General features: G+C 52.3%; 10 protein-coding genes and 1 pseudogene. 4 read left to right on the top strand and 7 right to left on the bottom strand.

The features are described from left to right. Positions 1-2: 2 nt before the first annotated feature. A complete protein-coding gene (locus tag QMP16_RS07640) occupies positions 3-377 on the bottom strand; it encodes a hypothetical protein (protein ID WP_282151869.1) in 375 nt (124 codons plus the stop codon). 113 nt (positions 378-490) lie between these two features. On the opposite strand from QMP16_RS07640, the gene QMP16_RS07635 reads away from it, so the two are divergent. Continuing rightward, entirely contained in the window at positions 491-1,396 is a 906-nt protein-coding gene (locus QMP16_RS07635; protein ID WP_282151899.1) for a LysR family transcriptional regulator, read from the top strand. 633 nt (positions 1,397-2,029) lie between these two features. Here the strand turns inward: QMP16_RS07635 and QMP16_RS07630 are convergent. Both QMP16_RS07630 and QMP16_RS07625 read right to left on the bottom strand, forming a co-directional pair. Further along, positions 2,030-2,521, bottom strand: coding sequence for an AAA family ATPase (locus QMP16_RS07630; RefSeq protein ID WP_282151868.1), 492 nt, complete (start codon positions 2,519-2,521; stop codon positions 2,030-2,032). A gap of 16 nt (positions 2,522-2,537) precedes the next feature. Then, on the bottom strand, positions 2,538-3,437 hold the full coding sequence (locus tag QMP16_RS07625; protein ID WP_282151867.1) for a LysR family transcriptional regulator: 900 nt from the start codon (positions 3,435-3,437) through the stop codon (positions 2,538-2,540). A 6-nt stretch (positions 3,438-3,443) separates the two neighbouring features. On the opposite strand from QMP16_RS07625, the gene QMP16_RS07620 reads away from it, so the two are divergent. Next, the gene (locus QMP16_RS07620; RefSeq protein WP_282151866.1) at positions 3,444-4,181 is read left to right on the top strand and encodes a methyltransferase domain-containing protein; all 738 of its coding nucleotides are present in this window, start codon (positions 3,444-3,446) and stop codon (positions 4,179-4,181) included. A gap of 485 nt (positions 4,182-4,666) precedes the next feature. Beyond that, the gene (locus QMP16_RS07615; RefSeq protein ID WP_282151865.1) at positions 4,667-4,822 is read left to right on the top strand and encodes a hypothetical protein; all 156 of its coding nucleotides are present in this window, start codon (positions 4,667-4,669) and stop codon (positions 4,820-4,822) included. A 97-nt stretch (positions 4,823-4,919) separates the two neighbouring features. Here QMP16_RS07615 and QMP16_RS07610 read toward each other — a convergent pair whose 3' ends face one another. Next, positions 4,920-5,339: a hypothetical protein gene (locus QMP16_RS07610; RefSeq protein WP_282151864.1), complete on the bottom strand. Its 420-nt coding sequence runs from the start codon at positions 5,337-5,339 to the stop codon at positions 4,920-4,922. Positions 5,340-5,615: 276 nt separating this feature from the next. On the opposite strand from QMP16_RS07610, the pseudogene QMP16_RS07605 reads away from it, so the two are divergent. After that, positions 5,616-5,831, top strand: a pseudogene (locus tag QMP16_RS07605) (protease HtpX); the annotation flags it as partial. 123 nt (positions 5,832-5,954) lie between these two features. On the opposite strand, the gene QMP16_RS07600 reads toward QMP16_RS07605, so the two are convergent. Genes QMP16_RS07600 through QMP16_RS07590 form a run of 3 tightly spaced genes read right to left on the bottom strand, consistent with a single transcriptional unit; the run spans position 5,955 to position 12,654 of the window. Beyond that, the gene (locus tag QMP16_RS07600) at positions 5,955-6,980 is read right to left on the bottom strand and encodes an adenylate/guanylate cyclase domain-containing protein (RefSeq protein WP_282151863.1); all 1,026 of its coding nucleotides are present in this window, start codon (positions 6,978-6,980) and stop codon (positions 5,955-5,957) included. Continuing rightward, complete coding sequence (locus QMP16_RS07595; RefSeq protein WP_282151862.1) at positions 6,973-7,314, bottom strand: Hpt domain-containing protein; 342 nt, start codon at positions 7,312-7,314, stop codon at positions 6,973-6,975. The genes QMP16_RS07600 and QMP16_RS07595 overlap by 8 nt, the downstream gene beginning before the upstream one ends. Positions 7,315-7,317: 3 nt before the next feature. Beyond that, positions 7,318-12,654, bottom strand: coding sequence for a GAF domain-containing hybrid sensor histidine kinase/response regulator (locus tag QMP16_RS07590; protein WP_282151861.1), 5,337 nt, complete (start codon positions 12,652-12,654; stop codon positions 7,318-7,320). Positions 12,655-12,698 lie beyond the last annotated feature (44 nt).

Raw genomic sequence — 12,698 nt, 5'->3', positions numbered from 1 at the left:
CTTTAGTAGAGCACCAAAGTGCGGCTCTCGATGCATTTGCGCGTTGCATGGGAGTCATCCGTCCGACCAGTGTGATCAAAAACTACAACCTCGCGCACGCCCAACCTGTCCGACAACGTCGCTGTCAGCTCAGCATCGTATACCGGTTTCCAAGCCTCTCCGGCAAAATCCCGAGCCTGCGTTTCTAGCGATATGAATTCAACGGCATCAGAGGCAAATGCAACTGTGTTGGTAGTCGCGCGGGTATCTTCCAGTGCAACAACCGCGGAGGTCAGTTCGGGGGACACCAGACTACCAGCAGTCCCGCCTTCATCTAGCTCAAATGCTTGCCGATAGGGTTTGTGAACGTGGTAGTTGACTGTGGCTGTCCACGCCATTTGCGCCTCCTTCCCATGCTTCATTGCATCGATGAGAGGGATTTAACGTCAATCCAATTGCATATAAACTACCTATTCACGGATTGATAATTCGGGTTTGCCACATAATGGGAATTGATACAGACGCGCTGCGATTATTTGTAAGAGCGGCAGAAATGTTGAACATCAGCGCGGCGGGGCGCGCATTTGGAATGGCCCCGGCCGTCTCAAGCGCAAAGCTCGCCAAGTTGGAGCAGAGCTTGGGTTCCGAATTGCTGCATCGCACTACACGCAAAGTGTCGCTGTCAGTTGAAGGTGCCGATTTCCTGCCTTTCGCCCGAGAAATCATCGCGCAGGAAGAGGCCGCACTTGCGGCTCTGGGCAAGCAAAAAACAACCATCAAGGGCACGTTGCGCTTCGCTGCGCCAAGCAGTTTTGCACAGCTCTACATTGCGCCAATCCTGCCTAAGTTCCTTGAACAGCACCCCGACCTCACAATAGATCTACGTCTGTCGGATGTGCAGTTCGACCTGATCGAAGGAAGCTATGATCTGGCACTCAGGAACGCGCCACTTGTCGACAGCAGCCTTAAGGGTCGCAAACTGGCTGATGACCAGCGTATTCTTTGTGCCGCGCCGCACTACCTCGACACGCACGGCGTTCTCGATACACCAGCCGATTTGACAAACCACCATCTGATCGCTTTCCAAAACCGACAACCGCGACCACTGACAGGACCGGCAGGCGAGAACGCCATTTTCGATCCCGCATCAGCCAAAGGTCAATTGATTATCGATGACGGTCAATGCCAGGTTCACGCCACATTAGCCGGAGCCGGTATTTCCTTGAACGCTCTATGGAGCGTGCACGATCAACTAAAATCAGGCCGATTGATACGGGTTCTCCCAAGCTTTGAGGCCAGCGAAGACAATGTCTTGTGGTTGATCTATCCCAAGTCCAACGTGCTGTCCCCCAAAGTGCGGGTGTTCATGGATTTTCTGGTCGCTGAGATTGGCACAAAGCCTCCTTGGGAGACATGAGTGCAAAGTAGGTCAAGTGCGCTTTCAGACATCCTGACGCCAAGGTCGGAGACTGGCGCTAAGCGGACATGCTTTGTCCAATCGCGAAAGCCTGGTTTGTCCGCTTATCGGGATTTGCAAAGTTCAGATGGGAACGTCCGGTTAGGGCTGGAAGCGGCAGTCTTCGAGCTTCACGGGAGCCACGACAATGGCATGGGACCAACCAAAATTTGTACAGTGCGCAATTAACTTTGAATTCAAAATTCAATTGGTGGCTATTGCGTCCAAAGTTTTGGGCCAAAGACGCAAACCTTTAGGCGAAATGCAATGCTATGGGCGCACCTACAATAAGCTGTAGGGACGCGCATAACACCGCACTGTGGCGCACGAAATTGCAGTGAAGATTCGGCGTCGTTACCAAAAACTGTGCACTCGGATTCAACAGTAACTTTGCACTCCAAATTTCTGGTTTATTTCGCATGCCGCCACCGTTCGTGGTCGGCGAAGCTCGCCTCTCCCATCGAAATTTCCGAAGGAGGCAAACGGCCCAAAGCGGCCGTTTCCGTCGGCCTCATCGAAAGTCGGCTTAGAGCCCAAAGCAGTCGTTCATCCGTCGATGCAGAGTAGGTGCTCGAAACATGTTTGGTGCCGCCGCTACTGACGGTGAGTTATGATGTTAAAACCTTCTTCGGGTGATGGTGGCACGAAATGCCGCGCAATACGGCGATATTGATCTTCTGTTGGTGCAAAGGCATGCGCGCCTTCTCTGTTGCGCTTATGCAGCCGGTGCAGACAAACCTCATCTGGCAAATCCAAAAAGTGAAGGTGGTGCTGCGCAGTAGTGTCTTTCAGCAAGTCGCGCATCCAAGCTCTATTTTCAATTGTGTTAGCTGGAAAATCGAGAACCACTGAAACGCCAGCCTTCAGCAAAGAAGCCACGTGACGCCCCATGACCGGTCGCAGTTTCAAAGCGCAATTCACGTAGTCCTGCAGGGACTTCATCTGGTCGCCAAACAGGGCGCTAAGCCATTCATCTTCCGAAATGAGCACGACTGCGTCTCTTTCCGCTAGTTCCGCTGCCAGAGTAGATTTTCCAGAAGCGACTTTGCCGCATAGCAAGTGAAGCGTTGAAATAGCCTGTGACATAGAACGAACTCCCGGATTACCTGATGGCCCCTGCGCTAAGTTGGTCCGCTAGTTGATCAAACACCAACCTGATCCTTCGTGCGGTATGTAACTCGGAGTGTGTCGCCAGCCAAATCGGGAACTTAAACGGCTCGCGGTCGGGGAGCACGCGCTCCACACCAGGTGTTAAGGCAGCCACATCATCCGACATTACACTTATGCCAAAACCTTGGCGCACCAGTTGCCAGGATACAATCCCGCTTTGTGAGCCAATCCTGAAGCTCTTTCGTGTTACTTTAATGCCCGCCGGATCGAGAAAACCGATCATCGTGTCGATGTCCCCAAACCCGACAAAGTCCAATTTCGCAAGTTCGTTTTCATTTTTCGGCCGTCCCACCTGATCAAGGTACGAAGGTGCTGCGTAAAAATGGGCCGTGGCCTCGGCGACAAGCTTTGCTGTCAGATCCGGCTGAGTTGGACGCACATGTCGGATTGCGATATCAGCCTCACGTCGCTGTAGGTCTCGTATGTCATTTGCAGCAACGATGTCGATCTCTAGTCGCGGTGCCGCAAGTCGGATCGTTTTCAGTATAGGTGGCAGCTGATAAGCAGACATCACATCGGACGCAGTAATCCTGACTTGCCCTTCAACAGCTTGCGACTGGCTTGTCGCAGTAAGAGAAATCCTGTTCGCCACATCCGCCATTTCTCTGACATGCAACAAAAGCTCGGCGCCAGCAGTCGTCAAATTAAGCGACTTGCCGACTCTTTCAAACAGGGTGATGCCAAGGGCCGTTTCCAGCGCAGCAACTTGACGGCCAACAGTGGGTTGAGTTTGCTCAAGAACGCGTGCCGCTGCAGAAAACGAGCCTTCTTCGGCTGTCGCAAGAAAGGACCGTACCTGGTTCCAGTCGAAATTGATTGCTTTCCAGTTCATGCATTTATGCATAACACTTCTGCAAATTGCGGCAATTCCATAAATGATTGTTTGGAAGTAAAGGATACGGCAACAACCTTTTTTGAGAGTAATGAAATGACTGCTTTGTCCAAGGATGCTGCGTTCTGGAGCAAAATCTCGCAAAAGTACGCGGCAGACCCAATCCGCAATATGGAAGGGTATCTGAAAACACTCGAGCTTACGAAGTCCTACCTGAAAGCGGAGGACAACGTACTGGAAATCGGGTGCGGGACGGGTTCAACCGCGCTGCTGCTTGCACCGCATGTCGCCCATGTCACTGCCACGGATCTCGCTCCGGGCATGATCAAGATTGCCGATGAGAAGCGTGCTAAAGAAGGATTGGAGAACGTCACTTTCAAGGTGGCTGAAGTTCTTGAGCACGGTTTAGATGAAGGTTCTTACGATGCGATCTTGGCGCATAATTTGCTTCATCTTCTGCCCGATTTGGACCAAGCGCTCGAGCACATTTCCGCGCTTACAAAACCCGGTGGGCTTTTCATATCCAAAACCGTCTGCGCACCTGAGAGCGGTGGTTTCAAGTATGCGATGATCAGTCGGATCGCCATCCCAGTCTTGAAGGCTCTTGGGAAAGCCCCGTTTGTGCATTTTGTGTCTGGATCAGTGCTTGAAAGGAAAATCGCGTCCGCAGGCTTCGACGTGCATTATACTTCTGATCAAGCCTCAATGCTCCAGAGCCGCTATATTGTCGCGCAAAAATCTTGAAGTTTTAGTTCGTTTAGCTGCATCCGTTGAAACGATCTTTGCGTACACTTGCACGATACTTTCATACTGGAAGGAACGGAGTTACCTCGGTCTGCTTGTACCTTAAGAGTGTTGTTGCGAAAGGCCGTTTTGTCCGCAATGCGGCCTCTCTGGAAAATTTAGCAAAAGACCGCATTGAGCCCAAACTCTCGAATGCTGCGCAAAAGAACGTCGGTACGAATTAGGCGGAGGCCAGCTGTTGACCTCTGCCTTATGGGGTCATTTGCTGAAAAACTCTGCCACAGCATCAGTCGACGCTTTCACTGCCTCAGGCTTGTAGTAGAAGTCCACATGAGAGAATTCGTCAAACGCCAATTCTTCATGTTCGTTCGTCAGCTTGGCAACAAACTGGGTTGAGCAAGGCGCGATAGGTGTCTGGACACTCGGAGATCGACTTCCAAGTGAACGCCATGACTACTTGCCGAAGGTCTCTGTTGGTAACCGCAATGGCTGATCCGCACACTGCGCGGGGACAAACGGTGGCGCTGATTGATGCGGTAAGTAATCTTCCGCAGTTGCACTCTCTACAAATTCAACACGGAGACGAGGTCATTTTGCTCAAGCCCAACATGGCGCTGGCTTTGATAGGTTGGCCAATCTGAAGTTTTGTTCGAAAAGCATTGTGGCTCTGTTGCTATGGACGGCAATAGATCGGCAAGAAATCCCACCTGTAGTCGAATTTCCTTGTTGGGAACTCATTTAGTTGAGAAAATCTTCACCGAATTTACTTGCCACGTCGACCACACGGTTATCGTCAGTTTGAATTGAGTTCGCGGGATTGCACCCTCCAAGTTCAGCCTTAGGAGAGGTCATCCAAAAAGCTCGTTGCCAGGGCGTCATATCGGCCGGCAGCGCCTTTAACACAGTTTCCATCAAAGGAAGCGGAGTTCCGTCTTCTGCGAACTGGAAAGATGGGTACGCGTCGATGCCTTCATATGGGACAGAAAAGACCTTTCCGGTCCTCTTCCAGATCTCACCTATTCGCGTGATTTGCCAGGAACCTTTCTTCCACTGCGCATGTACAGACCCATTGTCCAGCAACGGATATTTCCGGGCAAACTCATCTTTGCGGATGTCATCGTCCGCGCAAAACGGTTCTTCGAATTTGGTAAAATACATCTTCTAACCAACAACACTTGTTGAAACACGCAGGTCTATACTGTCAGAAACCCAACTTCTTGAAAGTAAGGTTGTTCACACATCGTAATACGTTCTTTAGTGAGATTTCAGGCTTATACTATTGAGTTTAAAAGATTTATTTCTAGTTCAGTTCGAAGGGAAATCGCCATTTGCTCAGCGTAATAGCCCCCATTGCCGCAGATCGGGGCGACAATCATTGCAACATGAACGTATTGATCACACATCATGTATGAGCCGCGTAGAGGTCTGCATCGAATGGGTTATACGAAGACTGCATTATTGATGGCCGCAATGACGGCCTTGTTCATGGGGTTGGGATACCTTCTGGCAGGAGCGGGCGGCATGCTGTTCGCATTGGTGCTGGCAGCAGGCATGAACCTGTTTACATGGTGGAACTCAGACAAAATGGTCCTTCGTTTGCACAACGCAAGGCCAGTTTCATTTGGTGACCATACGGGGTTGTCCCAAATGGTCGGCGTAAAAAATTCAAACCGTTTTCGCGAATCCAAATTGAGTGGCTGCGACGGCGGGGAGGTTAATAGTAAACGATCTTTCAGGAAATGATATCTGAGAAACGATACTCGTGTCGGAAGATCACAAAGCGTGAATGTCGAATGGATCGGAGAAGCCCTTGATCTGGGTCCCGCCAAATGTCTCCTGAATATCAACTCCGTCGAGCAGATCCAGGGTCTCTTGATCGACCAAAATCCGGCTTCCGGTGTTCTGGGTTTCCGCTTCCAATCGGGCTGCGAGATTTACCGCGGATCCGATACAGGTATAGGTCGCCCGGTTGTCAGTGCCGGCATAGCCCGCGACGACTTCGCCTGTGGCGATACCGATACCGATCCTGAGATTCCGTTCTCCATCCGCGAGCCGTTCGTGATTCAGCATCTCTATCATGCTATGCATTTCATGCCCCGCAGCTACTGCACTTTGGGCTGTATTGTTCAGAGGTTGTGGAACACCGAAGAGAGCCATCAACCCGTCACCCAGCATCAGGCTGACAATACCGCCATTGCTGGTCACCGCCTCGAACATCAACGTGTAGAAGGTGTTGAGCAGATCAATTGTTGCCTCGGGTGCTAGGTTTTCCGAAAGGGCTGTGAAACCGCGAATGTCGCAAAAAAGAACCGAAGCGTTTGCACGTTTGCCACCGATGGCAAAGCCAGACTCTTGCAGGTCTTGCGCAACTTCTGTGGTCGCGAAACGTTCGAGCAGGCGTCTTTGTTCGTCCCGCAATCGCTTCTTTTCAATGCCGCTGGAGACGCGGGCGCTGAGAAGCGTCTTGTTCACCGGCTTGGGCAAGTAGTCTTCTGCGCCTAACTCGATGCAGCGCACAATATTGTCGAGCCCTTCGACAGAGGAGGTCACAATTACCGGCAATTCGCGCAGGTCGGGGTCCGCATTGATTGCCTCCAGAACCTGAAACCCGTCCATTTCCGGCATTTCGATATCGAGTAGAAGCAGGTCATAGGACTGACTCGACAACATCTCCATCGCGACAAGGCCGTTCTCCGCGACAGAGGCTTTGTGCCCCAACAGTTCAACATTGCGAGACAGGAGTAGCCGATTGACTTTGTTGTCATCAACGATGAGGAGATGGCCGGGTGTATCAGTCATTGTTCAGGGTCCGCAGGGCCGCAGCAGCTTTGGCGAAAGCGGCCTCCAGAGCTTTCGCATCTGTAAGGTCGCCAGTCGCTGGTATGTCCCCGAGCTCGATTTTTCTGGCCAACTCGGCCAGTGCAGTCGCACCAAAGGTGTTTGCATTCGACTTAATGGAATGAGCCGCGCGGCGATATCCATCAGCGTCAGACGCGTCGACAGCCGCTTTCAATTCGGCGATCATGCCAGGGGCTTCGTCGAGGAAGGTGTTCACAAGCTCGGCGGCAAATTCGTCGCCTGTCGCGTCCTTGAGTTCAGCGAAGATATCAAGATCAATTGGACCGTTTGTCATGGATTACTTGCTTTTCCTAGGAACATTCAAAAGGGCTTCGAAAAGAATAGGCAGGCGGATCGGTTTGGCGATGTAGTCGTCCATCCCGGCATCTAAACACATCTCGCGGTCGCCTTGCATGGCGTTAGCGGTCATGGCGACTATACGCGGTCGGTCTTCTCCGGGAAAATCTTGGTTTATGCAGCGTGAGGCTTCGAGCCCATCCATTTCGGGCATCTGCACGTCCATCAATACGACATCGTATGCTTGCCGGTTCACGCTTTCGACCGCCTCAGCGCCGTTGCTGGCCAGATCAGCGCGATAGCCCATCTGTTCAAGCAGGCGAAGCGCAAGTTTCTGGTTCACCAAATTATCCTCAGCCAACAGAATACGCAGAGGGTGGCGTTTTGCCATCTCTGGATCGGTCTGGGGTTTGTCTACGGGCTTGGCCGGCTTCACTGGGGTATCTTCGGTTGAAAACAACGTGACCAGAGTGTCAAAGAGATGCGACTGACGCAGCGGCTTGGTGAGGTTGGCAGCAAAGAGGCCGTCTTCGAGGTCAATGTCGCGCGGACCAAGAGAACTAAAGAGGATCAGCGGCAAGTCCGGATGCTTGGCCCGAATTTTCCGGGCAAGTTCCTCACCATCCATTTCTGGCATGTGCATGTCGAGAATTGCCAGATCGAACTTTTGAGCCTTCTCGAGTGCGGCCAGCGCATCGGACGGGGTTTCGCAGGTAGTGGTTTTAGTGCCCCATTTCTCGGTCTGGAGCGACAAGATTTTACGGTTGGTGGCGTTGTCATCCACCATAAGGATGCGTTTGCCTTCAAGCTCGGACTGAACGCCCACCAGATCGCGCGACGATGATTTGACCGGTTTGGAGGGTTTGGCCTGGATCGTAAACATAAAGGTCGAACCATGCCCTTCACCGTCACTTCGTGCCCACATGGTGCCGCCCATGAGTTCCGCAAGACGCTTGGAAATTGCCAGGCCGAGTCCGGTGCCGCCATATTTGCGGGTTGTTGAGCTGTCTGCCTGACTGAAGGACTGGAACAGACGGCTCATACCTTTTTCGCTCAGGCCAATACCAGTGTCGCGGACTGTGAAAGTTAGCTCAAGCGATCCGCGTTTCTTGGTGGTTTGTTCAACAGATAAAACCACTTCCCCGCTTTCGGTAAACTTCACGGCGTTGGAAAGAAGGTTCAGCAGGATCTGCCGCAACCGGGTCAGGTCGGCACTGATCGCAAGGGGCAGAGCGTCGTCAAATTCATAGGCCAGATCAAGCTTCTTTTCGGCGGCCTTGCCGCTGATCAGATCTAGCGCGCTTTCGATACATTCACGCAGGTCAAACGGATGGTTCTCGATGTCCATCTGCCCGGCTTCGATTTTCGAAAAATCGAGAATTTCGTTGATGATGCCAAGCAGCGCGTCGCCACTGTCGCGGATCGTGTTGGCATAATCGCTTTGTTCGGCATCTAACTTGGTATCCATCAGGAGTCCACTCATCCCGATAACGGCATTCATCGGTGTACGGATTTCGTGGGACATGGTGGCGAGGAACGCGCTCTTCGCTTCGTTAGCAGACTCGGCCACCTCACGGGCCTTTTCGGCCTCGCGGAAAAGGCGCACGTTCTCAATGGCAATAACAGACTGATCCGCAAAAGACTCAGCCATAGCAATATCGTCGTCCGAAAACGGTATTTTTGATTTCCTGATGAAATAGAGTCCGCCCAAACACTTGTCTCCGCGCATTAACGGTATGCCAAGAAAAGCTTCAAATCCGTTTTCTTCGTGAAGCTTCTTTGCTAACCGAGGTAAGCCCTGCGACGTCAAATCGTTTACATGCATGGTTTTCCCGGACAGTAACACGGACGACAGAAAATTATCCTTCGGGTCCAACGGGTGTCGGGTTCGTCCGAAATCACGTAATAGGCCTTTTGGCGTCGCCAAAGCCACTTGCCACCAGAAACTGTCATCTGACAAAGCGGCGCCTGCCATGTCGCATGAAACAAGCCGTGTCGCGGAATTTACAATCGCCTCAAAAACAGGTGTGGTATCTGAAGGCGATTGGCTGATCACCCGCAGTACATCAGCACTGGCAGTCTGTCGCGCTAAGGAAGCCTGAGTTTCATTGAACAGACGCACGTTTTCCAGCGCGATGATAGCCTGATCCGCGAAAGATTCGGCAATGGCTACTTCGTCATCACTGAAAGCCTTCGACGTTTTCCGAATAAAGACGAGAGTGCCGAAACAGTCTTTCCCTCGCATCAAGGGTACCATCAAGAACGACTTGAATCCTTGTCGCTCTACGATTTCCGTGTCCCGCGGAGATAGTTCATCAAAGCGCGATTCATCCAATTGCAGCGTCTTGCCGCTCTGGATGACGCGGGATGGCAGGTTGTCGTCGGGATCAATTGGCAGGCGCTCAGTCCAAGTGATTTCCTCTAAACCATCCGGAGTTGCGGCCGCCACTTGCCAGTATTCAGTTTTGTTAGCCTGCATGGCAATCGACAAGTCGCAATCGATGAGAGCTGTAGCCAGTCCGACAATCTTCTCAAAAACCGGTTTGGTATCTGTCGGGGATTCCGAGATCACTCTGAGAACATCCGCACTTGCCGTTTGGCGAGAGAGTGCGACTTGCGTATCGTTGAACAATTTAGAGTTTTGAATCGCTATGATCGCCTGCGAGGCAAAAGTCTCCATCTGCTTGATTTGCTTGTCCTCAAAGGCGGCTTTATTTCGGCTGCCCATACTGATGACACCAATCGTGTCACCGTCGCGTATCAAAGGTACAGAGAGAACCGACCTGTATCCTTGCAAGTTGGACCTAAGGACCGGATCATAGTTAGGGTCCGCTTGAGTATCCTCAACGTAATCGGCGCGCCCATATAAAAGCGCCCGGGCGGTCGCCGACGTTTCCCCTGGCTCAAATGGATGCGACTCGAGGAATTTGGCAAAACTCTCTGTGAGATTGTGCCCGGCAAAAAAATGAAATTTTCCGTCCTCGGGTTTCTTAAGCGCCACAAAAGCATCCTGCAGGCGGCAGATGCGCGACGAAACGGCAACTAACGCTTCCAAAACCGGCTCTAAAGCGTCAGGGGAACGGGAAATCACCTCGAGCACTTCGGATGTGGCTTTCTGATACCCCAATGCCTCTTCAACTTCTGCAGTGCGGGCCTGCACTTCTTTGAACAGTCGCGTATTGTTGATGGCGATCACGGCCTGGGACGCGAAGGTTTCGAGTAGGCTGACTTGTTTGTCGCTAAACGCTGCTGCCTGCCGATGCGCCATAACAATAACGCCAACGGTTACGCCATTGCTGACCAAGGGGACACCAAGAGTGGTAAGGTAGTCCCCGATCTCAGCCGCTTTTTTCCATGTGTAAGTCGGGTCCCTACGGGTGTCTTTTATATAGACCGTCTTGCCATTCAGGGCCGTGCGCCCGATGCAAGAACCTTCCTCGGGCGCGATAGGGTTGTCGGACAGGAATTTGAGAAAAGCATCACTGACATTGTAAGACATGGCCACGCGGTATAGGCCATCGTCAACATCCTTCATTGCAAAGAACGCGTATTCCGGTGAACAGATACGCGACGAGACCTCCAGAATGGCGTCCAAAACCGGAGGAAGATCGTTCGGTGAGCGCGAGATGACGTCGAGCACTTCAGACGTCGCCGTCTGATACTTCAGCGCCTCCTCGACTTCAGCAGTACGTTCCTGAGTTTCCCGGAACAGCCGTGCGTTCTCGATGGCGATGCTGGCTTGATTTGCAAAACCCTGAACGAGTTCGACGCTGTTTTGTTGCGGCGGTCCGGCCTCTGCCCAACCGACAATAATGACGCCCCAAATCCGCGCCTCTGCCCGGATCGGTACGGCCATCAAGCGCCGATACCCAGCCTTTCGGGCAAGCTCTGGACTGAAATACTTGGGCCCCCGCGCATCTGCTAGATGCTGGACTTCGCCGCTTTCCACGACCAATGGTGCCAGATGACCCTTGGAAGCTTTTAGTGGATAATCCGAAGTCAGTGCCTTCAAAGTAGTCTGCGGAAACCCGTATTGTGCGCAGAAATGATAGAGATTGCCGTCAAAGCGCTCGAGGACGCAGAACTGCGCCCCACAAAGCTCAGCGGATTTTTGCACGACAAGATCAAACACAGGCTGGATGTCGGACGATGCTTCGTTGATGAGGTGCAAGATTTCAGCACTGGCACGTTCGCGCACCAATGCCTCTTCGACCTCGGCCGTGCGCGCCCGAACTTGCTCAAAAAGCCGTGTGTTATTGATAGCAATCAAGGCTTGGGAGGCGAACGTTTCCAAGAGCGCGATCTGTTTTGAATTGAATGGTGCAACTTTGTCGTGGCAGAGCACGATCACACCGACCACAACCTTATCCTTGACCAATGGGACACCCAGAAGCGAGCGATACTTGCCAATACGTGCGGCTTCCTTCCAGGCGTATTCGTTAGCTTCAGTGTCCTCGTAGTAGACTGTTTCTCCTCGTGCAGCTGTTTGGCCAATACCGCTCCCATGACCTGCCGGCACTGGGTGTGCCTTCATGAACTTCATGAAATCACTGTCAAAGTCGAGCATGATGTCAGTATGGTACAGGTTGTCTTGGGGATTCAGAATCGAGATTGCCGCATATTTTGGCTCGCAAATCCGGCTGGCGACTCTCAGTATCTCCGTCAGCACCGGCTCCAGCTCATTCGGAGATCGCGAAATCACCGACAATACGTCTGAAGTGGCGGTCTGATACTCCAGCGCCTGCGTGACTTCTTCTGTCCGCTCCTCCAACTCGTGGAAAAGGTTTGCGTTGGTAATCGCGATAACCGCCTGATCCGCAAAAGTTTCCAGCAGTTTGATCTGTTTGGCGGAAAAACCCGAGACCACTGGCGCCCCAAGAGAGATAACGCCTACGACTTCGCCGTTTTTTACCAGCGGAAGTCCAAGCAATGATTTGTAATCACCCACGCCGCTTTCTTCCAACCAGGTATAGGTGTCATCCGCTTCGACATCTTCGACATAGCTTGTGCGTTTCGACAAGATGGCACGCCCACTTACACCGTTCTCCGTTGGCGAAATCGGGTGAGCTTTGACGTATTCTGCAAAGGCCGTATCTTGTGTGAGCGTCGAGTGCACATGAAAATGCCCATCGTCAGGGTCGAGCATTGCGACATAGGCATCCTGCAATTCGCAGATGCGCGACGCTTCTTTAAGAATGGCGTCCAGAACGGGCGACAGTTGATTGGGAGACGCTGAGATCACACGCAGCACTTCGGATGTTGAAGTCTGATACTCCAAGGCTTGCGTGACTTCCGCGGTACGGTCTTGCACTTCTCGGAACTGGCGTACGTTATCCATTGCGATAACGGCTTGGGCCGCAAAGGTTTGGACCAGAGCGACAT

It is taken from the genome of Ruegeria atlantica, assembly GCF_947495585.1.
In the GTDB taxonomy this organism is placed as follows: Bacteria; Pseudomonadota; Alphaproteobacteria; order Rhodobacterales; family Rhodobacteraceae; genus Ruegeria; species Ruegeria atlantica_G.
Note: the sequence above shows the minus strand (reverse complement) of the source record. Positions and strands in the feature narration are given on the sequence as shown.